Origin of the sequence: Agarivorans albus (assembly GCF_019670105.1) — a bacterium.
Lineage (GTDB): Bacteria > Pseudomonadota > Gammaproteobacteria > Enterobacterales > Celerinatantimonadaceae > Agarivorans > Agarivorans albus.
On sequence record NZ_AP023032.1, the window covers coordinates 3,302,780 to 3,325,436 of the forward strand.

The 22,657-nt window shown below is 44.5% G+C and carries 18 protein-coding genes; 11 read left to right on the forward strand and 7 right to left on the reverse strand.

Annotation, left to right across the window (positions count from 1 at the left end; translation table 11 throughout):
- The first annotated feature begins 129 nt into the window (after positions 1-129).
- Positions 130-3,063, forward strand: a complete 2,934-nt coding sequence (locus K5620_RS14945; RefSeq protein WP_016402884.1) for a glycoside hydrolase family 48 protein — start codon at positions 130-132, stop codon at positions 3,061-3,063.
- 78 nt (positions 3,064-3,141) lie between these two features.
- On the opposite strand, the gene K5620_RS14950 is transcribed toward K5620_RS14945, so the two are convergent.
- Both K5620_RS14950 and K5620_RS14955 read right to left on the reverse strand, forming a co-directional pair.
- Positions 3,142-3,471 (reverse strand): hypothetical protein, encoded by a 330-nt coding sequence (locus K5620_RS14950; protein ID WP_016402885.1) that lies wholly within the window; start codon positions 3,469-3,471, stop codon positions 3,142-3,144.
- 183 nt (positions 3,472-3,654) lie between these two features.
- Positions 3,655-4,599 (reverse strand): L-lactate dehydrogenase, encoded by a 945-nt coding sequence (locus K5620_RS14955; protein ID WP_016402886.1) that lies wholly within the window; start codon positions 4,597-4,599, stop codon positions 3,655-3,657.
- Positions 4,600-4,768: 169 nt separating this feature from the next.
- Between K5620_RS14955 and K5620_RS14960 the strand changes: the two genes are divergently transcribed.
- The 3 genes from K5620_RS14960 (at position 4,769) to K5620_RS14970 (ending at position 6,946) form a co-directional block, all read left to right on the forward strand.
- Positions 4,769-5,401: a glutathione S-transferase gene (locus tag K5620_RS14960; RefSeq protein ID WP_016402887.1), complete on the forward strand. Its 633-nt coding sequence runs from the start codon at positions 4,769-4,771 to the stop codon at positions 5,399-5,401.
- A 126-nt stretch (positions 5,402-5,527) separates the two neighbouring features.
- Positions 5,528-6,058: a dihydrofolate reductase family protein gene (locus tag K5620_RS14965; RefSeq protein WP_016402888.1), complete on the forward strand. Its 531-nt coding sequence runs from the start codon at positions 5,528-5,530 to the stop codon at positions 6,056-6,058.
- A gap of 105 nt (positions 6,059-6,163) precedes the next feature.
- On the forward strand, positions 6,164-6,946 hold the full coding sequence (locus tag K5620_RS14970; RefSeq protein ID WP_016402890.1) for a substrate-binding periplasmic protein: 783 nt from the start codon (positions 6,164-6,166) through the stop codon (positions 6,944-6,946).
- Positions 6,947-6,983: 37 nt separating this feature from the next.
- On the opposite strand, the gene K5620_RS14975 is transcribed toward K5620_RS14970, so the two are convergent.
- The 3 genes from K5620_RS14975 to K5620_RS14985 all read right to left on the reverse strand — a co-directional run bounded on the left by K5620_RS14975 (position 6,984) and on the right by K5620_RS14985 (position 9,983).
- Positions 6,984-7,481, reverse strand: a complete 498-nt coding sequence (locus K5620_RS14975; protein ID WP_016402891.1) for a protein disulfide oxidoreductase — start codon at positions 7,479-7,481, stop codon at positions 6,984-6,986.
- Between the two features lie 96 nt (positions 7,482-7,577).
- On the reverse strand, positions 7,578-9,650 hold the full coding sequence (locus K5620_RS14980; RefSeq protein ID WP_221077389.1) for a protein-disulfide reductase DsbD family protein: 2,073 nt from the start codon (positions 9,648-9,650) through the stop codon (positions 7,578-7,580).
- A 42-nt stretch (positions 9,651-9,692) separates the two neighbouring features.
- The gene (locus K5620_RS14985; RefSeq protein WP_215426455.1) at positions 9,693-9,983 is read right to left on the reverse strand and encodes a hypothetical protein; all 291 of its coding nucleotides are present in this window, start codon (positions 9,981-9,983) and stop codon (positions 9,693-9,695) included.
- A gap of 270 nt (positions 9,984-10,253) precedes the next feature.
- Here K5620_RS14985 and K5620_RS14990 point away from each other — a divergent pair, with 270 nt between their 5' ends.
- Entirely contained in the window at positions 10,254-11,180 is a 927-nt protein-coding gene (locus tag K5620_RS14990) for a GlxA family transcriptional regulator (RefSeq protein WP_016402895.1), read from the forward strand.
- Positions 11,181-11,190: 10 nt separating this feature from the next.
- On the opposite strand, the gene K5620_RS14995 is transcribed toward K5620_RS14990, so the two are convergent.
- Together K5620_RS14995 and K5620_RS15000 are read right to left on the reverse strand one after the other, a co-directional pair.
- Positions 11,191-13,227, reverse strand: coding sequence for a methyl-accepting chemotaxis protein (locus K5620_RS14995; protein WP_016402896.1), 2,037 nt, complete (start codon positions 13,225-13,227; stop codon positions 11,191-11,193).
- A gap of 296 nt (positions 13,228-13,523) precedes the next feature.
- The gene (locus K5620_RS15000) at positions 13,524-13,997 is read right to left on the reverse strand and encodes a DUF302 domain-containing protein (RefSeq protein ID WP_246612292.1); all 474 of its coding nucleotides are present in this window, start codon (positions 13,995-13,997) and stop codon (positions 13,524-13,526) included.
- 258 nt (positions 13,998-14,255) lie between these two features.
- Here K5620_RS15000 and K5620_RS15005 point away from each other — a divergent pair, with 258 nt between their 5' ends.
- The 6 genes from K5620_RS15005 (at position 14,256) to K5620_RS15030 (ending at position 22,459) form a co-directional block, all read left to right on the forward strand.
- Positions 14,256-15,311 carry an alpha/beta hydrolase gene (locus K5620_RS15005; RefSeq protein ID WP_016402898.1) on the forward strand — a complete coding sequence of 352 codons (1,056 nt, stop codon included), beginning with the start codon at positions 14,256-14,258 and terminating at the stop codon, positions 15,309-15,311.
- 59 nt (positions 15,312-15,370) lie between these two features.
- Positions 15,371-17,203, forward strand: a complete 1,833-nt coding sequence (locus K5620_RS15010; RefSeq protein WP_016402899.1) for a mechanosensitive ion channel family protein — start codon at positions 15,371-15,373, stop codon at positions 17,201-17,203.
- Positions 17,204-17,578: 375 nt separating this feature from the next.
- Positions 17,579-18,670, forward strand: a complete 1,092-nt coding sequence (locus K5620_RS15015) for a calcium:cation antiporter (RefSeq protein WP_016402900.1) — start codon at positions 17,579-17,581, stop codon at positions 18,668-18,670.
- 13 nt (positions 18,671-18,683) lie between these two features.
- Entirely contained in the window at positions 18,684-19,337 is a 654-nt protein-coding gene (locus K5620_RS15020; RefSeq protein ID WP_016402901.1) for a DedA family protein, read from the forward strand.
- A 121-nt stretch (positions 19,338-19,458) separates the two neighbouring features.
- Positions 19,459-20,394 (forward strand): LysR family transcriptional regulator, encoded by a 936-nt coding sequence (locus K5620_RS15025; protein WP_016402902.1) that lies wholly within the window; start codon positions 19,459-19,461, stop codon positions 20,392-20,394.
- 292 nt (positions 20,395-20,686) lie between these two features.
- Positions 20,687-22,459, forward strand: coding sequence for an alkyl sulfatase dimerization domain-containing protein (locus K5620_RS15030; protein WP_016402903.1), 1,773 nt, complete (start codon positions 20,687-20,689; stop codon positions 22,457-22,459).
- Positions 22,460-22,657: the final 198 nt, after the last annotated feature.

A 22,657-nucleotide genomic window follows, 5' to 3' on the forward strand; every position in this document is an offset into this window, starting at 1 on the left:
AAGCAAAAGGTAAATAGCTAGCGAACGGAAAATTAGCTTACAGCACCAAGCTATGCGGTAACGAATCGTCGGCTATTGATGATACTCGCTCATCATAATGATGAGTTTTCATACGAAACGGAGATTCACATGTTTTTATCTAAAACATCCTGGATAAAGCCACAACAAACCACCGGCTTCTCAGGAAAAATCAAACACCACTCATTACGTTTATCTGTTATTGCCGCCCTTGCCAGTGCTGGTTTGAGTAGCATGGCTAATGCTGGTGTATATCAAGACCGCTTTACTGAGCTACGTAATGAAATTTATAACCCTGCTAATGGTTATCTAAGTGCTGATGGAGGTCCTTACCACTCGGTAGAAACCTTTATTATTGAGGCCCCCGATCACGGCCACGAATCAACCTCGGAAGCTTATTCCTATATTCTTTGGTTAGAAGCAGTGCACGGTAAAATCACCGGTGATTGGCAACCCTTAATTGAAGCTTGGAGAATAATTGAAGAGCAGATTATTCCTACTTCAGAAATGCAGCCCACCGCAGCGAACTATGCCTCGGGTAAGGCAACTTATGTTCCAGAAGGACCTCTCCCCTCTAGCTATCCTCTAGCGCTAGACTCTGGTGCAGCAGTGGGTGAAGACCCAATTAGCGCAGGGCTAGCTGCAACTTATGGCACCTGGGATGTGTACGGCATGCACTGGTTGCTAGACATGGATAATACCTACAAATACGGCAACCTTGGCGATGGTGTTTCTACTCCTTCTTACATCAATACCTTCCAACGAGGGGAACAAGAATCGGTGTGGGAAACTGTGCCTCACCCATCATGGGAAGAATTTAAATGGGGTGGAGAATATGGCTTTTTAGACCTATTTGTCTCTGAGCCGCAAGCCCCAGCCGCACAATGGCGCTACACCAATGCGCCGGACGCAGACGCGCGTGTAGTACAAGTGATGTATTGGGCCTTACAGTGGATGAAGGATCAAGGCGTAGACCCAGAAGTGGTTGCTCCGGGTTTAATGGCTAAAACCTCCAAAATGGGTGACTACTTGCGTTTGGCCATGTTTGACAAATACTTCAAAAAAATTGGCTCGCAAGATGAACAAGGTAGCGCAGGTGTAGGCTACGAGTCTGCGCACTATTTAATGTCTTGGTATTACTCTTGGGGCGGCCCAATTGATACCACTCAAAACTGGGGCTGGCGCATAGGCTCAAGCCATATTCACTACGCATATCAAAACCCAATGGCAGCGTATGCGCTATCGCAAATCCCTGAGCTAAAACCACAGGCGCCTAACTCAGTAGAAGACTGGACCGTTGGTTTGGAGCGTTCTTTAGAATTTTTCCAATGGACCCAATCTGCGGAAGGTGCATTCTCTGGAGGAGCCACCAATAGTTGGAACGGCACTTACTCCACCTACCCAGTAGAGCGCCAAAATGCCACTTTCTATGGCATGGTTTACGATGAAAACCCCGTTTATGAAGATCCCGGTTCGGGCACATGGTTTGGTTGGCAAGCTTGGGGCACCGAGCGCGTAGCCGAGTATTACTACATAACTGGCGAAGCGCGCTCTAAAGCGATAATGGATAAATGGATAGGCTGGATTTTAGACAGCAATCCGGCCACTGGTTTAGCTGTGCTAGATTTTAGTAATGACGATGTAAAACTCGCTGCAGGCCTAGAGTTTAGTGGCTTACCAGAGAAATGGGACCCCGCTAACCCGGTAGCTAACAACAACTTACACGTTACCGTTACTTCGCAAAACCAAGATGTTGGTGTAGCACACAGTTTGGCTAAAGCCTTAATGTACTACGCCGCTGCTGAAGAGAAACACCAAGGCCAAGTACACCAAGGAGCGAAAGACGCCGCGCAAATGATCTTAGATCGTTTCTGGGCTAACCATCGCACCGATAAAGGTGTAGCAGCTCCCGAAAGTCGTGGCGATTACCGAGAAAGAATTAACGATTCGGTATACTTTCCTCCCGGTTGGAGTGGTGTAAACGGTGTAGGAGCAGAGCTAAATGCAGATACTACCTTTACTAGCATGCGTCCTTTCTACAACGAGTCAGATCCTGGCTATGTAGAACTGCAAACAGCCATCAGCGAAGACCGCGATCCAAGCTATACTTACCACCGTTACTGGGCTCAAGTAGATGTTGCTACCGCCAACGCGCTATACGAAGATTTGTTCCCCATCATCTGTGATGCCAACTGCCCACCAACAGCCAAAGACCTAGAAGTTAGCGGCAATTTGGATACTCCACTTAGCATTACCCTTGAGGGTAGCGACAGTAACGGCAGCATTGTTAGTTATGCCTATACTCAGGCAGCTAATGGCTCTGTTACTGGAAACGGTCCACAAGTGACCTATACGCCAAATGCTGGATACATCGGCGTAGATAGCTTCTCCTATACCGTTACCGACGATGAACAACTTACTTCAGAGCCAGCAACGGTAACCATTACGGTAGAAGATCCCAATAGCAATCTTCCTCCAGAAGCCTGTTTTTCTGCTTCACCAAGCAGTGCATATGTTGGTGACCCAGTTGCCTTTGACGCAGGTTGCTCAAGCGATGCAGACGGCGATACGCTTAGTTATGCTTGGGCCTTTGGTGATACCGCAACGGCCACCGGCGAAACCACTAGCCATAGCTATACAACTGCAGGTACTTATACTGCCGAGCTAAGTGTTGATGATGGTAAAGGCGGAGTAGATACTAGCAGTAAAGTCATTACCGTAACCGAAGCTCCAGTAGTCGCTAACTGCAGTTACACTGTTGATAACGAGTGGAACTCTGGCTTTGTAGCTAGTATTACCATTAGCAACAATACTAACGCAGTCATTAACACTTGGGATGTAAGCTGGAGTTATAACGATGGTTCAAGTATGACCAGCGCTTGGAATGCCACTGTTAGTGGTACTAACCCTTACAGTGCAAGCTCACTGGCTTGGAATGGTCAAATTCAACCTGGCCAATCGGTAAGTTTTGGCCTGCAAGGTAGCAAAGGAGCGGCGAACCAACCAGCGCCAATCCCGGTAGTAAGCGGCGCAGTATGTAACTAGCAGCTACAGCTAGCTTGTTGCAAGATCTAAAAAGGAGGCGCCGGCCTCCTTTTCTAATACCTAAAAACTCATTTTAACTTAGTAATGAGTTAACGCATAAGCCAAAGAACGACCGCTACGGCAATCTTCTGGTGCAGTACCGTAACCAACCAATACAGGCGCATTAGTGGTTTTAGCCGACAATAGCATAGTAAAGAATCGCTCAGTCATAGCATCGTCCATCAGCGAATCCAGAATAAAATAATCTTGGTCACAAGGCGTGCTTGGATGGTCATTCAGCTTAAAATAGATGGTTTGATTATTGTAGATTTTTACCCATTGCACTGTTGACGTTACATTAGCGGTGTAGGCCGCACTCGAAGAAAATGAAATAGTTAAAAGAGCAATAAAAGCGAAAATAGTTTTCATATGATTTCCTAGTTCAATCCATTGAATCATTTGTCGTTAACAACAAATGAATTATTTAGAGAGGTATTAAAAACATCTCTACTCCACGTTGAAGCTAGAAAAAATTAACTTTATATCAAACACTTATCAAGCACGAATTTCGCAAATTGACTAACTATTCTTAGTCTTAACCTACTAATACAATTAAAATCCAATCTTGCTCAAGCTTTCTCGCATCGTTTCACCTGATTTTTGCAGAGCAGCTAACTCCTCGCTTTCAAGTGGTAGCTCAATCAATTTCTCAACCCCTTTTAAGCCAATGCACGCCGGTAAACTAAGGGCTACATTGCTAAGTTGATATTCGCCACTTAAACGCACCGATACAGGCAACACTGTTTTGCTGTCATCCAATATCGCTTCGACCAAACGTGCAATCACTACTCCTATTGCTAAGTTGGTGTAGCCCTTCCCTTCAATAATTTTGTAAGCCGCTTGCTTAACACTCTCGGCTAGCTCTTCTAATCGGCTAGCAGAATAGCTTACGCCAAATACCGTTTGTCCTTGAATAGCTAAGCCTCCAATGCTCACCGTCGACCATGCCGCCAACTCCGAATCGCCATGCTCACCCAAAATGTAACCATGCACCGATTGCGGATCGACTTGATACATTTCGCCCAACAATGTTTTTAAACGCGAAGTATCTAACATAGTGCCGGTACCAATAATCCGATGTTTAGGGCGCTGGCTCAGCTCCTGCAACATAAACGTTAATACGTCTACCGGATTACTGGCCACCACCACAATGGCGCTAGGTGCATAGCGGTCGAGTTGATCAGCAATAGATTTAAATACTTTGGCATTGTTTTCTAATAGCTCTAAGCGGCTCTCGCCCGATTTTTGTCCCACTCCAGCGGTAACAACAATAACTTGGCAACGGGCCAAGTCCGAGAACTCACCCGCACTAACTTGCATTCTGCCAGTTAAACCCTGCCCATGCATTAAGTCTAAGGCTTCCCCTTCTGCTCTAGCCTTATTCATATCTACCAAAACCAGCTCTTCACAAGCTTCACGTAAGTACAGAGCGTAAGCCCCTGCTACACCAACATTGCCTACACCTACAATGCCCACACTGCGCGTTCGATGTTCCATTAGTCATCCTTAACTTATTTTGGCGACCGCTAGCCGCATAATATGAAATGCATTAATAATGAATTAGTGATAGTGCTAAGTGTTACTTTTAGCAAGCCTTTAAACCAATCACTTGCGTGATAAAAGGTAACTGGGTAAGGTCGGCCTACGCCATGTTTGAGAGTTAGTTATGTCCACTATTTTGTATTCTTTTCGCCGCTGCCCCTACGCCATGCGAGCGCGGTTAGCTATTGCAGTTAGCCAAACACCAGTAAAACTACGAGAAATAGTCCTCAAACATAAGCCGCCAGAAATGCTGGAAATATCCCCCAAAGGCACTGTTCCTGTTTTGCAATTAGCCAATGGCCAAGTCATCGAAGAAAGCTTTGAGATAATGCTTTGGGCACTTAAACAAAACGATCCCAAGGCTTGGCTTTCCCCTAATTTCCAGAAGATGCTAGATTGGGTGCAGCGCAATGATGAGCAATTTAAGCCTTTATTAGATAAGTATAAATACGCGGTGCGTTTTCCGGAGCAAAGCCCAGAAGACTACCGCCAACAAGGTGAGGCATTTTTGCAAGAGCTTGAACAACAGCTTAGCCGCACCCCTTATCTAATGGGCGAACAGCAGAGCCTAGCAGATATGGCATTGCTGCCTTTTATTCGTCAATTTGCTTCGGTCGATCTAAGGTGGTTTGAGCAAGCCCCCTATCCACATTTGCAAGCGTGGTTAAAACAGTTTATTGACTCAGTATTGTTTCGCTCAATTATGCAAAAGCATCCCACATGGTTAGAGAGCGCCAGTGAAATCGATTTTCCTTAACCACAACTAAAAGTTCGGTAATTACCCCGTGATAGGGTGCCTATACTTGAAACAAGCCTAGTTGCTGTAAACTCAGCAGTTAGCTTTTAGCAAGTGCATTTCAGCAAGCAAACTGGAGAACACACCATGTCGAATATCGTATATATCGCCCTAAGCCTTGATGGCTATATCGCCGACAAAGAAGGGGATATAGCTTGGCTAGAAAGTGTTGCGAACCCCGATGGCGGAGACTTAGGCTTCGGCGAGTTTATGGCGGGTATCGACGCTTTAGTTATGGGGCGAAATACCTTTGAAAAGGTTGTAAGCTTTGGCATTGATTGGCCCTACAACAAACCGGTAATGCTGCTGAGTAACAGCCTAAAAAAATTGCCAGAAGGCTTTACTGGCGATGTACGCATTGTAAACGGCGAGCTTAAGCAGCTGGTAACATCGCTCAACCAACAGGGCTACCATAATCTATACATTGATGGTGGCATTACCATTCAACAGTTTTTGGCAAAAGAGCTGATTGATGAACTTATTCTTACTCGTTTCCCCATTTTGTTAGGCGGCGGAGCGCCGTTATTCGGGGAGCTACTGCAAAGCCAAAGCTTTAAGCACAAGCAAACCAAGGTCTTGCTAAACGAGCTAGTACAAAGCCACTATGTGCGCGCTTAAGGCACCAGAAGGCATAAAACTATCAGTAAGCTGTAAAAAGACCGCAATAACTGCTTTAATTAGAACAATACGGATGATTAAAAAGCAAACAGACATGGAGTAAATGTGCGCAGCTATTTTTATTACTTTGTTTATGTTTGCAAAACCATCATTGTGTTTGCATTGCTAGTCCTGCCTACAAAAGCTGCCGAGCTCGTTACCCTTTCTAGTGGAGAGTGGCCCCCGTTTACGTCTAAGTCTTTAGCGCATCAAGGCTTTTATTCAGAAATAGTTCGTCAAGCTTTTGCCCTAGAAGATTACGAAGTGCAATATCAATTCTTACCTTGGGCTAGAGCCTATATGTATGTTGAACAGGGCAAGGTAGATGGCTCTTTAACATGGGCAAAAACCACCAGTAAAGAAAAAGCAGTGCTATTTAGTGAGCCGGTCTTTTGGCACAACAAAGTGTTTTTTCACTTAAGCCAGCAGCCCTTTAATTGGCACAATATAGACAGTTTAAAACAGCTAACAATAGGTGCAACAGAGCAATATACTTACGGCTATGCCTTTGATCTAGCAGCTGAAAAAAGTGAATTAAAAGTAGAGTATGTTTCTTCTGATTTACTAAACCTTAAGAAACTTCTCGTCGGTAGAATTGACATATTTCCTTCCGATATTCATGTTGGCTATCAATTAATCAAGCAGCACTTTCCTGCAAAAAAAGCAGCTCTATTCACCCACCACCCTCAATCGGTGCAACAGACTTATACGCATGTGATTTTTTCAAGAAACAACCAACAACGTAGTAAACAATTGTTGGCTGCTTTTAATCGTGGACTTCAGAAACTAAAGCAATCTGGTGCTTATCAACAAATTATTGATGATGCTGCCTTACTTGAGCACAACTAACACGCTAAGCAGAGCAGCCTAGTTTCAATATCGGGGCTTATGCCATTAGCATCCGCCACCACATACCCGGTAAGGTGGTAAAACCCGCGGTATAGTGTTTTAGCTCTCCATTTTTAACTACCATCAAGGTTGGCGTTACCGAAATACCCCATTGCCCGCCCAAGTTAGCTTGCGGATCGTTAATCACTGGGAACTGGTATTCATGATGTGTTAAATAAGCCTGTACCTTGGCTTGCTCGCCAGAACGTAATGCAACTGTCACTACATTGAAGTGCTTAGCCATGGTGTTTACCGCTGGGCTCACAAAATTACATACGCCACACCAAGATCCCCAAAAATAAACCAATACTGGTTCATCTTTGCTTAGCTCCTTTAAGTCTATTGCCTCACCGCCTAGAGTAACTGCGCTTAAGTTGGGCAACTCACCTTCTGGTAAATCTTGTGAGCGCCAGAAATCCACACCAATGCCTACCACAGTGACAAAAAGCACCATGCTGATGAGTTGCTTAAAAACAGACCATAACTTACTTAACATGAGCGTTCCTCCGCAAAAAAGGCAGGCTTATTAACACTTAACAGCAAGCTAGATAGCGCAGGTTTTGCGACGATAAAAATTATAGAGTTCATAAATTCAATCCTGAAAAAGAGATGCATCACCGGCAGCTTGAGCAAGTGCTTGCTCAATCACCTGATGGCTTAAAATGACGGGGAGAGCGATACCATTTGGCGCGGCAGGGCCATAGACGATATTAAACGGCACGCCAAAACGTTGGTAACGTTGTAAGAAGGCACTTACCTCACTAGAGGGCTTAGTCCAATCACCTTTTACTAAATGCACGGTATCTAGCTTTAGCCGGCTGTATGTTGGGTCTTGAAGCAGCACCCCCACTTTATTTGCCTTACAGGTAATGCACCAATCAGCAGTCACATCAACCAACACAACTTTGCCTTGCGCCACTTGCTCGGCAATGTTGCTTTGTTGGAGAGGCTGCCAAACTAAATCATTAGGCAATACTTTTGCCCAGCGCTCACTCGTCATTGCGCCCACTAATGCAACGCCGCCGCCAAGCAACATCAAGGCACTAAAACTTATCAGCAATGCTTTAGCGCCGTATTGTTTAAGCAGTACCCAAACAAAGGTCAGCACTACCACGGCAGTTACAAGTAACAACCCAACACCAGATAAAAAATTGGCCAGTAAACTTAACAGCCATAAGCAAGTTGCAAGCAACATCAAAGCAAAAACCAGCTTTACTTGCTTCATCCATTTACCGGGTTTGGGTAAAGCTTTTGCTAAGCTTGGAAATGCCGCTACTAACAGCCAAGGCAACGCCATGCCAAGCGCTAATGCGCTAAAGATGATGATTAGGGATAAGGGTTCTGCTCCCAGAGCAAACGCCACCGCGGTTCCCAAAAAAGGCGCACTACAGGGCGTCGCTAATAGAGTGGCGAACATCCCCTGTAAAAAGTGCCCGCCATAGCTATTTCCACCGCTGGTTGCTAACCGCGTTTGCCAAGAAGCCGGCAGGCTTATTTCAAACGCCCCCAACATATTTAGCGCAAACAACGCAGTTACCAGCGCCATAAAGCCGATAAACCAAGGTTGTTGAAATTGAATCCCCCACCCTACAGCCTGGCCACTAACTTTAAGCAACATAACAAAGCCAGCCAAGATCCAAAATGACACAACAATGCCAGCAGCTGAAGCTAAAAATTGGCGGCGAATTCGCCCTTGGTCGACACTAGCTGCAGCAATCACCGAGCTAAGCTTCATGCCTAATACCGGCAATACACAAGGCATAATATTGAGGATTAAACCACCCAATAGTGCAAACACTAATAGCTTAGGCCAAGCGATTTCTTCTGCACTTAGCTGCCCAGTAACAACCTTACCTTGGTACTCAACAGCCTGCTGCTTATCAAATATAGTTAAGTGCAATACTTTGTCGGTAAGCATGGGGGGTGCTAACCAGTTTTCAGCACTAAAAACCGCGCTTACTTGCTTAGGCTGTAGGCTCAAATTAAGCAGTTTAAATGTGGTTTCAGGGTCACCATCTACCACTAGTTGCGGCAACTGCCATTGATGTTCACCACGCAGTGTTACCTGCAATTGCTGCTTGGTTTCATCCCATACAAAGTCACTAGAGCCAGCTTCAGCGAGTAGCGGTACCGCCATTTTTGCTTTGTTGTATAAATACATCGCTTCACTGTCTGGGCGCAGCGCTTGTAAGTTCACATCAACGGTAAAAGGATATTCGGTGAGAACACAAACGTTGGTGCAAGTAGATAGGGTTAATACCCCACTTATACGGCTTGCCTGAGCGCTGGAATCAACTCTTAACAACAGTGGAAAATCGACCGCTTGTTGGTAGCCAAAGGTTTGCAAACCCAGCAATGAAAAGCGCTCGGGGCGCGGCCACAACCATTCAAGTGATTGAACGCTGCTTGCCTCATCCCAACGAATACTGGGCGCAATGCCGCCTTCTCCTGGCGAGCGCCAGTAGGTTTTCCAATCGTCTTCTAACTTCACTTGCAACACTGCAGGCAAGAGCTTGGTTTGCTGATTAAACTCACCAGTAAGCATAAGCCGAACTTGCGCAGGTGGGTGTTGTTGATGAGTTAACCAACCCGTGCTTTGGCTTAACGCCAAGCTCGGCGTTAAGCTCAATAACAACAGCCAAGGTAATAAAATTTTCAATATCATCTCCAATTAATAAACATTAACGCAAAAGGTTGCCGTTAGTTTTTATTCTCGAAAATGACACACCGAGCGATGCATTCGCCGAGGAGGCGGAATAGTAGGTTTAAGAAAGGTTTGAAAAGCGCTTAAGTGTGGCAGCATTACCAGCGCTAAAGCAGCGAATAGCACCACTACAAATACTTGCTCTAAAGTTTGAACGTATTGCTTAAGTAAATGTTCAGTAAAGTGACAGCTTTGCTCGTTTAATACCTGGCTGGAAAAGCTTTGTTCATCCGCTAAATGCGCACTGGGGCATGTGACACTCAAGCCAAGGTTTTTTGCTAAACAGGTAGCCAATAGCACTGCTAGAAGCAGTAAAGTAATTTTAGCTTTAAAAGTAGTGTGCTTAAAAAACATGGCTTGGGATTAGCAAAATGATGTTCATCTTTTACTGATACTCGCTATAAATTACAAGTAATACCACCAAAAATTGATCAACAAAATGTAAGTGGGATAAGGGCTAAAGTCAGAAATTTTCGCAGTAGAACAAAATGTTATACAAGGGTGCAACTTAGCAAAACTTTTTAGGTCGAAGCTTAACAACAAAAATACCTTGTAATCACTTTTATGACACCAACTACCGCTATTACTATTGTTCGCTACCCTGGCGCCTCTCAGGCCGCCATATTTGGCTTACAAGAAATGTTTTTGTTAGCCAACAGTACCTCTCAACAGCAGCAATATAACCATCATTTTGAATGTAACATTGTTGAACATTGCGATGTAAAAGCACAAGCATCCTGCTTACAAGTGGTAATCGTGCCACCCAGCATTAATCATGATTATTATCTCTCGCCAACTGCAGAGCTTTTGCAATGGTTAAAGCTGCAGCATAAACAAGGTTGTATAGTAAGCTCGGCCTGTGCTGGCGCATTTATATTAGCTAAGACAAATTTATTAAACCAACGCCAGGTAACTACTCATTGGGCCTTAGCCGAAGACTTTGCTAAGCGCTTCCCTGATTGCCTAGTGCGCAGTGAACAAATTCTCATTAACGATGGCGATATTATTACTGCTGGCGGTTTAATGTCGTGGGTTGATTTGGGTTTAGAGCTAGTCGCGCAATACACTCGGCCAAGCATCATGCGCCAATTGGGGAAAAGCCTGGTTGTAGACACAGGGCCGCGCGAACAACGTTACTACCAAAGCTTTAACCCAAACTTTGAACATGGCGACAACGACATCATTAAAGTGCAGCACTTTATACAAAGCCGTTACCAGCAAAACATCAACGTGGCACTACTGTGTGAACAATGCTTTCTCACAGAGCGAACTTTATTAAGGCGTTTTGTTAAAGCTACTGGCCTAAAGCCTATTCAGTATTTGCAAAAATTGCGGGTTCAGAAAGCCTGTGAACTACTTGAAACAAGCCCGCAAAGCACTGAAGCCATTGCCCAACAAGTAGGTTATGAAGACGCCGGAGCGTTTAGAAAAGTATTTATAAAAATCATCGGCTTAAGCCCAAGGGACTTTCGCCGACGATTTACCAAGTAGTGATGTTAGGCTAGCTAAATTGGGCCACCTGTTGCTGCAGCTCTTGCGACAGTGTTTGCAGTTGGGTGGCGCTACTGGCTGTTTGCGCCGCAGTGTTTCGGCTATCACTGGTAAGGTTGCTAATTTGCGAGGCATTAGCAGCAATTTCTTGCGATACCTGCGCTTGTTGCTCGGTAGTAGCAGCAATGGTTTCCGACTGGCTAGCAATACTAGTAACTTGCTCGGTAATGCCATTTAAGGCTTCACCAGTTTGCGCTGCATGCTCGGTAAAAAACTCACCGCGTTTCTGGCTCTCGCTCATCATGCTCACCGCATTGCTAGTGCTTGATTGCAACTTGGCGATAATGGTTTCCACTTCTTTAACCGATTCTTGAGTACGTTGGGCCAGCGTTCTTACTTCATCTGCTACCACTGCAAATCCGCGCCCTTGCTCTCCGGCTCGCGCCGCTTCAATAGCGGCATTAAGTGCTAATAAGTTGGTTTGGTCGGCAATATCGTTGATCATTTTAGTGACATCTTGAATGTTGTTACTTTCTTTACCCACTAACTCAATGGCCTCGGCTGAGGATTTTAATTGGTCATTAAGTAAATCAATCTCTCCCACCATTCGAGCGACCAGTTTTGCCCCTTGCTGGGTATTACCGTCAGCAGCGCGCACACTGCTAGCAATGTCTTCAACCTGTTCCGCTACCGACGCCGCAGAGGATGACATTTCCTCAATAGCCGCAGCTACTTGATCAACCTGCGCTTGCTGATTATCCAACTGGCCTAGGCTATGCTCCGCATCTTGATAAACACCGCTGGAGCGCTCTTGCAGAGCACTACTGGTATTTCGAATACTTCCAACCAAGTCGTTTAGTTTACTAGCCATCTCTTTCGCGCCAGCACTTAACTGCTCAACTTCGTTGCTTGATTCTGCTCGGCCATCTTGAAAACTAACGCTAATTTCACCGTTACCCATGCGCTGCATGTTTTCGCTTAATACCTCTAAGGGTTTAGTCATTTGTTTTAGTAACAAGGCTAAACCCAGTAACACCACTACCGCTACCGAAACCGATACTAAAGCAATTAACACCAGTAAATCGCGGCTAGCTTTAGTGATTTCACTAACAAAGGTGCCACCTAGTATTTTCCAATTCCAACCTGGTACTTCGGCAAATACCAAGTATTTCTCACCCACTACACCATTGTATTCATAAGGGTAAAACAAACGACCAGAAGGCTGCTTAAAGATTTCTTTAAATGGCTGATTACCGTCGTAGTCACGGCGATCAATAATTGATTCGCCTGGTTTAATTTCTGGGTGTAATAAGTAGTTACCGAGTAAATGGCTAGCATCGTTGTCTACCACAATGGTGTAACCAGTATCGCCCCATTTAATTTGTGAAAGATTGTCGAAGATTTCTTCTGTGGCTTGGTCGATAGGTACCCCAATAAAACTTAAGGCAGCTACTTTGCCCTGCTGGTTTTTTATCGGCTTATAGTAAGTGAGATAGTCTTTTCCGAATAAGGTAACTTTTGCATGAAAGGCTTGGCCACTTACCAAAGTGATATAGCCAGGGTGATTTAAACCCAACTTAGTGCCAACTGCGCGTTGAGCTTGGCTGTTCTTTAATGAGGTGCTCACCCGCACAAAATCGTCGCCAGAGGCACTAAACAAAGTAGCAACCGCGCCGGTATCGGCGGTAAAACGGTCCACATAGCGACTGTTATCAATCAGTGAGGCACCACGAATATGAACATCTTTAACGCTAAACTGCTCAAATTGAACAGTGCGTTCAGCCACTTCTACGCCACTCAAATAGCCATTTCGAAAGGTAGCTTCTAAATCCTGAGCTCGCTCTAAATAAGACGCAAATTGCCCTTCAACCATAGAAGCAACCGCTTTTACTTTTGATTCATGATCAGCCATCGCTTGTTCAAACAGCGCTTTAGAGGCTTTGTTGTATACCAGAGCCGCCATTAAACCCAAACCTAACAAAATGATCAGGCCAATAACTAACTGCAACTGCAATGAGATACTGCGACTTTTAAACCCACTAATCATGCCAAACTCCCTTTCTTAAAACTGACTAAAAAGTCAACAATTCACTTACTAAAGCTAATTTAAGCAAAACAACCGGTCAAGTAAATATCACAAAGGCATCACAAGAGCTTTCCTTGTTTTATATCAACAAGCGCTCTACACGGGCATTTTTTGTCAATAAGTGCAATATTTTATCGGCGAGAACGCTCACAAAAACGTTTATATGACAATTGCATCACATAACGTTTTATTAACATATTTAAGGGAGTAAGAACCAAAGCAGCTGGATGCTACTTTGGCTACGTAAGATAAAAGAATTAGTTAGCTGCAGCCTTACTTATTGCGGCTAGTGCACCAGAAACTTTGCCAAACACAGGATCGCAACCAGCTACCTGATGGCGCTTAACGAGATACTGAGGATCGTTATAAGAAATCCATACTTTCCCAGCTTCATCTTGCCAAATAAGTGCTTTTTGCGGCAAATCTAAGGCAATCAGCTGTTGGCACTTCATTAGAGGTGAACCGACTTTAGGGTTACCAAATATAATCAATTGAGTATCTCTAAGCTCAATACCCACTTTCTCTGCGCCATCAGAATGCTTAACTTGGTTAAACACTGTCATGCCTTTTTGCTCGAGTATGCTCAACATACGCTCTGCGGTTTGGTTTACATCATGCTGGCTGGCCACACTGATTACGCCATCACTAGCAGCATTTGCAACAAATACACTGCAGTACATGATCAACAGCACGCTCATCTTACTGATAACGCTTTGCCCGACTTCCTTCATCTGCCCACATCCTAATTGATTAATAAATACTGGAAAAACAAGCTAGTGGCTGTTTTACCGTCCACCATCAAGTCTAGTGCATTATTTGTTTTGCAGATCCACAAGCGACTTTTTGCGCTGCTTTAAATGTTTACTGCGGCAAAAATGAATTTCTCTAATTCCCCAATTTCTTAGTTAAAGCCACTATTCTGAGGCCATCAATAGCTGGCCTCAAAAATAGATGCCAGCGAGAAATAGTTTAAGCCAGGAGAGTCTAGTATGTTCAATCTTAAAACCTTTAGAAGCACCACCGGTGTGGCAGCCCTTAGCTTGACACTGCTAAGCCCATCGCTTCTGGCCAGTCAATCTAGCACCCAAATCCGCAATACTCCGACGCCGATTGGCGTATCGAGCACAATGGCAACAATAATTGAAAATCGTCAAGTTTCTAACAGTGAAGTAAAAGCGCCAGATTCAACGAAAGCTTGGCTAGAGGTACAACAACAATTAAATAGTGAGTTTTCTAAACTTGCCCTAAAAGCCGCAGAAAGCCTACCTGTAAGCTATCAGAAAAAGACTATAGCGGGCGTAGATACTTTTGTAGTAACGCCAGATAAAATTGACCCTCGCTACGCTGACCACTACTTCATGCACCTACATGGTGGAGCCTTTGTATTTGGCGGAGAAGAGGCAGCACTGCGCGAAGCAATTTGGATGGCAAACGGTCTTAATGTAAAGGTAATTTCGGTAGATTACCGCAAGCCCCCTTTACATCCTTTCCCAGCCGCCATCGATGATGCTGTTGCAGTTTGGAAAGAGATTACTCGCCAGCAACCTGCCAACAACACGGTGTTATTTGGCACTTCTGCAGGCGGTAATTTAACCTTGGCGACAACCTTACGGCTAAAAGAGCTGGGCTTAGAACTACCTGGAGCGCTGTTTGCTGGTACTCCTGCCACCGATTTGGCTCACACTAGTGATAGCTGGCACACCTTAAAAGGACTTGATCCCTTAGGTAGCCGAGAAGGCTTAATTCAAGGCACTTTTGAGATTTATGTCCCTTCTAGCGATTTTAACAACCCTTTAGTGTCTCCTATTTATGGTGACTTAAGCGGCTTCCCACCAACCCTATTAATATCAGGTACTCGTGATTTACTGCTTAGTGACACAGTTCGTATGCACCGTGCTCTGCGCGCAGCAGAAGTAACCGCAGACTTACATATATACGACGGCCAATCACACGGTGATTACATGATGGGACTGTTTTATGACTTACCAGAATCTGATGATGCTCTGGCTGAGTTAGGAAGCTTTTTTGACACTCACCTTAACTAAATAACTGCGAGCCTCATGGGGGGCTCGCGGGTCTTCTAATACACGGGGCATTGCTTAATATGACGCGCTTACTCATTGCTATTACCTTACTAAGCCTTTCAGTTTCAACAATGGCGAGTGCTGCCTCAACAGAAGACCCAGTCTCAGCGCAACGCAGTATCGATTTATCCTCTCCTCAGCAAACCTTAGACAGTTTCCTTCGTAGTTCTAAGCAAGTTATTAGCGCATGGCGCTCCGAACAATTTAACTCTTTAGAAGGGCAAATTGCCTTTTACCAAGCCAGCAAAGCTCTCGACTTATCCACCACAGCCAACCGCAATCGAAATGTTGTAGTAATGGAGAAAATCGTATTGCTAAGGGAAATACTTAATCGTATTGAATCCAGAGAGTCAGTTCAATTTACTCCTCTGCCCGCAGATGAAGCAGGCCTAAAGTCACGATGGCGCATTAGTGGCACCGACTTAATCATTGAAAAACAGCTAGAGGGTTTTAGAGCAGGCCAATATTTGTTTTCAGCCTTGTCAGTTAACCGCTTATCCCATCAATACTTTCTATTTGCCATTAGTGAGAAGCAAAACTTAGCGCACCAAGATCTCTATCAAGAATTTATCTTAAACCCTGGTCCGCTGCTATCACGAAGCTTAGTAATGTCTCTTCCCGCGTGGAGCCAAGAATTGCTTGCGGGACTGCCTATTTGGCAATGGATAATGTTACTAAGCATGTCACTAGTAAGCTTTAAAGCGATTAGGTTCAGTTTTTTGTTAGGCCAGCTATGGAATGCGCGCTTTAACAATAGCAAACGCCATTGGCAATTTGGTAAGCAACTGGCACTAATATTTAATATCTCGTGGATGATGTTGTTTAGCAAAATCATAGACGATGGTATCTGGCTCTATGGCATGGTCTACCAGATCAGTTCAAGCTTGATCCTTAGTGTACAGTTTGTGCTTGTTGCTTGGTTTGTCTTGTCTATTTTCATCTATATCGCAATCCTTATCACCACCAAAAAGTATCAAGATACACCCTTAGAATCATCCCCAGATTCCTCACTCATCTTGGTGCTAGCTAAAATTTTAGGCGGCATAACCATTGTGTTGCTTGGCTTGTACGTCTTGGAGTTTATGGGCGTATCTATATCTCCACTGGTTGCTGGTTTAGGTGTCGGTGGTTTGGCAATTGCTTTAGCCATTCGCCCACTACTTGAGAACTTAATTAACGGCTTAACTCTATACGCTGATGGCGGCATTAAAATTGGCGAGCTATGTCGCTACGGCGACAAGAACCTTTATGGTGTTATCGAGAATATTGGGCTGCGGGCAACTCGTATTAGAACATTAGAACGCTCAGTAATTACCATACCTAACTCTGAATTTGCCAATATGGAAATCGATAACCTAGAACGGCGAGACAGGCGCCGTATGGAGCATATACTCAAGCTAAGACCAGAAATAAGCGTAGAGCAACTGCAAGTACTGCTGGTGAATTTACGGCGCGACTTTTTGCGCCACCCCAAAGTAGAAGAGGAACCAACGCGGGTTAGATTTATGGGGCTAGGCAGCTATTCACTTAATGTCTCGATCGTACTGTACATTCGCTGCCGCGATCACGACGAGTTTATGGCACTGCAAGAAGACTTATTATTTATGCTGTACAAAGCTGTTGATCAAGTTGGCGCAAAACTAGCGTTTTCAACCCAGCACCAATATGCCGGAAAACTTAAAACTATCGAAGCAGAACAGGTACTTAAAGCTCAGCAAACTGTACAAAAGTGGCATGATGAGGAAAGCTTCCCCTTCCCTAACTTTAGTTACAGCTACCGTTATGAAATTAAAGACACCTCTATCTTTCCTGTCCTCACATCGGCAGTAAGAAAAGACAGCCAGTTCAACTAAATATGTAGGCAAAGACTAGGGGCTGTTGATCTTTGGTGTTGAAATGTTGTTCGAGATAAGCGGGCTTTAATCGCGGCGAGCACTTAGAAGCCTAGTGGGCTAAGCAAGAAGTGCTTAACAAAGAGTAAAGTTCGCTTATCCGAACCCTTCGGGCAGCATTTCTTAGCCATTTATTCTGCGTTAGCGAGTGATTATTAAGCCCACTTAACTGCACACTCACTGCCTTGCCTAAATGGCTAATAAATTGCTGCAAAAACCATCAGCAAAGATCAACAGCCCCTAGTACATGAATTGCTGAAATACATATACTCATTGCCCCATATAGGCAAAATAGAAGTCAAATATTTATCCTTAACTTCTATTTGGAACAACACCATGACAGCTTTCTTGAAACGCGAACACATACTAATTTTTGGGATGCTACTTGTTGCTTTTCTTAAGCTAGGTGGCGACAGCTTTCTGGCTCCCACTAGCGGCATAGTTGCTTACTCGTTCACTACACTTATTCTGTTCGGTATTGTATTAGCATCTATCTTTGCGGTAGTTCGTCACTCCGATGCGCTAGCCATAAAACTGGGTGACCCCTACGGCACCTTATTGCTGACTCTCTCGGTGATTATTCTTGAAGTTGTGATGATTTCTTCGGTGATGTTAACCGGAGACGCCAACCCTGTACTAGCTCGAGACACGATGTTTGCGGTGATTATGGCGGTACTTAATGGCTTACTCGGCATAGGCTTAGTGCTAGGCGGGCTGCGTTACCATACTCAAACCTTTAGCCGAGAAGGCATTACTTCATACATGGTGGCCATTATTCCACTTTCGGTATTGTGTTTAATTTTACCTAACTTTATTCCCACTAACAGCGCAGGCGCAATGCCACTCATTTTCACCATCGCACTGATTGTGGTGTCGGTCGCCTTGTATGCTGTTTTCCTCTACACCCAAACTAAAAGTCATAGCTACTTCTTTGTAGATGCTAAAAATGAAGACGAACACGAAGCGCACGGCCCATTAAAGAGCAATCTCTATCACTTCTTACTACTCGTGGGTTATCTAGCGGTGATTATCTTACTGGCTAAAAACTTGGCCATGCCTATCGACCACGGCATTAGCAACCTTGGCGCGCCAGCAGCACTAGGTGGTTTAATTGTTGCGCTGTTAGTGCTTGCGCCAGAAGGCCTTGGTGGGGTTAAAGCCATTATGAAAAATCAATTACAGCGCGCCATGAACCTATTTTTTGGTTCGGTACTGGCCAGTATTGCCCTTACGGTGCCTACCGTATTAGTGATTTCAAGCTTGATGGCTGAGCCAATTACTCTGGGTTTAGGGGCAATTGATACTACCCTGCTTATTGCTACCTTGTTGGCCACTTCTGTGAGCGTGGTGAGCGCTAAAACCAATGTACTTAATGGCGTTTCTCACCTAATACTGTTCACCATGTATTTAGTACTGATTTTTGTATAAGGAGAGGAGCTAAATGCTTGAATTATTATCGATGATTTATAACAGCGACTTCGAATCATTGCGGGAAATGAGCTCCACACATTGGTTATTATTTTTGCTGTTCTTAATTTTGTTTATTGAGTCTAGCTTTGTATTCCTGCCACTACCCGGCGATAGCTTAGTGCTATTTGCTGGGACCCTTATCGGCTTAGGCATACTGGATTTTACCAGTACCTTTGCATTACTAAGTTTAGGAGCAGGTTTAGGAACCTGCATAGCTTACTTACAAGGTCGTTACTTGCAAAAAAACAAGCTAATGAGCCATGCTAAGCGAGCAGTTCCTAGCGATACCATGCAGCGGGCAAACACTTTGTTAAGGCGCTTTGGTTTTATCGCCCTGCTGGTTTCTCGCTTTATTCCTTTTGTACGCGTGGTCACCCCCATGTTAATGGGAGCTGCAAGGTTTAAATCGTCAAAAACTGTATTGATGAGCTTTACCAGTGCCTTAATGTGGGTTTGCCTACTGCTCCTAGTAGGCAAATGGATCACCATTAACCCTTTAGTAGATGCATACCAACATCTACTCACTCGGATTTTTATACTTAGTAGCCTAGTGCTTATGTTAGTGGCGATCGTGGGTATACTGTATCGCCTAAGCAGCCGAGGTAAGCGGATTAAGTCTTTGTAAAAGCTATTGATAGCAAGGGATTGCTTTCCTCTTCTTCCTATTCCACTAGCATTGCTAAGCTGTCTATTCGTGTTTATTATCACCCTATTGCGCTAACATTTTTGTAACCAGCAGGGTAAACATGGATAAACAACTGGCCGATCTTGATTTAAACCTCATAAAGTTACTCAAGGTAGTTGTAGAAACCAAGAATACCCACCAAGCAGCCAAAGTTTTAGGCATTTCTCAGCCCAGTGTCAGCCGAGGTTTAGCCAAATTAAAAGAAACCTTCGGCGAGCAATTAGTAATAAGAAAAGCCCACGGTATAGAACCCTCGGAGTTAGCAGAAAAGTTAGCTGAAGCCGCCGATGACATGCTGCTACCGATCAGTAAAGTTATACAAACTTACCAAAACTTTAATCCTTTGGAGTTTGATGAAGAGGTAAGCATAGCCCTTACCCCAACTTTGTTAGAAGTATTTGGCTCTGAGCTCTATCAGGCTTTAGAAAACGCTTTGCCTAAAGCAAAATTCAAGCTAGTTTTTATTAACTCAAATAGCTTAAATTACCTGCTCAATGGCAAGCTAGACTACATTGTCCAAATCGGCGAGCTCAGCTTACCGCAAGAGGTATACTCCCATGCTTTAAAACGCGTTAAATTAGCGATTGTTGCAAGAGAAGCTCACCCTGTACTTAGCCAAAGCTCGGAACTTGCCGATATTCACCACCTGCCTGTTGTACGTATGGCTCCAGAAAATCAAGGCTCAAAGCGCTCTGCTTTACATGAGTATTACGCAGCAAAAGGCTACTCAGCTCAGGTTATCTTAGATACTCATGAAATTGAGTTAATCACCGAAAAACTTAAGCGCTCAGACGCCATAACTTACTCTAGCAGCTTTATCACTTACAATAACCCTAAGCTAAAATGCTATCCACTTCCTAGTAATACTCCTCATAGCCAACGCGAGATATCAATTGTGGGGAACTACTTGCAAACCCGACGCGGCTCACCACTTAGCCAACTAATCCATCAGATACTTAGCAGCTGTTTTAATAGTTTTGAGCAACCCGAGAGCTAAATATTTTTTCAGCACACACCACAGCCAAGGCTTTAACTGTTCACTTGCTAGATCTTGTTTTCTGACAAAAGACACCTGGTATACAAAGCTATAACTCGCCCAGCTAACTAAGGTAAATGAATCACTGTAATTCATCGCCTCCGCGCTTATCCCTCAATACACTGCTTATCAACTAAACGGGAATACTCTTTCACCTGTATCCCAATTTACCAACGCAATATAGCGGCAGTTGCTTAAGCCTTATCACTTAACGCTGCTCCCGGATACGACAACATAATCAGGTTCTAGAAAGATGAAGATAACAAAGGCTGTTAAACCAATAAGTGCCAGCTTAATCAGTTTGGCTATTGCCGGGGCAGTGTCTGCTGCACCTAATCAATACGGCATGTCTCTGCAACAAGAGCTTGTGACGACCGAAAATGGCGCTATTACTGCTCGCCCACAAGCCGCAGTGAATACCGCTTGGAATGTGGCCGAAAAACAAGTAAATCAAATTAGCGAGGGGGTGTATCGCATCGCCGGCTGGGGGATTGGCAACATCATTGCTTTAGAAGGTCCTAAAGGATGGATCATTATAGATACCGGAGACAACATTCAATTAGCAAGCGAGCAACGAGCAGCACTAGAGAGAAAAGTAGGCCAGTCAATTAAGGTAGCTGGCATTCTCTACACCCACTCTCATTATGCACATGGCGCTGAGGCTTGGCGGGATGAAAACACCCAAATCTTTGGCCATGAGGAACTCACCGCTAACTTACGAGCAGATGAGGGCATAAGCATATTAAGCGGTAACTTCAAAACCAGAGCCGCTATTCAGTTTGGCATGCTTCACCCTCTAAAAGGTAAAGATGCTTTTCCCAGCATGTTAGGTTTTAGTCCAAAGAAACTGAGTGGTGAATCCGGATTTATTCCACCTGACATAACCTTTAAAGACCGCGTAATTGAAACTTACTCCATTGCAGGCCTTGAGGTAGAAGTACTGCCAAGCCAAACCGACGTGCTCGACTCTGTGGCATTCTATTTCCCACAGCATAAGTTGCTGGTTTCTAATGCGATGAATGATGACAGCCTATTTAATCTTTATACTCTGCGAGGCGATATCTACCGAGATCCTATGCGTTTAGTCAACGCGGCTGATTTAGCCTTAAGTCGCGATATAGAGCTACATATAGACATTCATGGAGCAGCTAACATTGGTAAAGATAAGGCCCGCCAAGCACTCGAGTATTTTAGAGACAGCATGCAACTCATCCATGACCAAACCTACCGCGGAATTGCCATGGGTAAAGATGCCCAAGAAATTGCAGAATGGATCTACATGCCCAAACGCTTACGTGCTAATCAAGAAACCTATGGCCAGGTAGAAAGCTACGCCAAGCAAGTATACAACGCTCGAATTGGCTGGATGGGTTGGGATGTCTACGATATCAATCCACTTCCCAAACAGCTACAAGCGCAGAAAACCGTTGAAGCAATGGGCGGTGTAGATGCAGTTATTGCCATGGCACAACAAGCCCAGGCCAAAGGCGATATAAACAGTACACAGTGGAGCTTGTTTTTAACCACGCAGTTGCAAAACATGGGAGCATTAACAGAGCTGGCCAAACAAACCCGAGCCGATAGCGCCCGATCACTTGGCCAACATACTAGCTCAGCTAACGCTCGTGGCTTCTACATTTCCGAAGCCTTATTACAGGAAGGAAGTCTTAGCTTTGGTAAACACACCATCACAGACTATCAACAACTCAGTGATAGCTTCGCAGCATTAGATGCGCAAAAGCTCGCCAGCTCCCCATTAGATGATAACGTTCACTACCTACGTTATATGCTTGATACCCGCTTAGCCGAAGATAAGGCGCTACAGTTTAATCTTCATTTTGTAGATGAAGATGCGCATTATGCGATTGCGCTAAGAAATGGAGTGATTGCGATTACCCAACAAGCGAATAAAGGCAAGACCTTTGAGCTAACAAAACAAAAGTGGGATCAAATGCTACTGGGTGAGTTGGCTTTCTCGCAGCTAGATAAAGAGCTTAAACTCGTTGACCAGGTTGTCAGTCGCTAAGCCTTACTCGCCAGTTTATACTGCCTCCTTGCTCAGCCCATGCGAGCAAGGAGCTTAGCCCTCCCAGTAAGCGGAAACACTGCTTCTTTGCTACAGCTCGATTCAATCACTTAAGTTTAATGCCTTGCACTAAGCGGCTCTATCCCATCTAGCCTCGCCCTATGAAATACACATATGAATTTTTGATATACCTGTGAG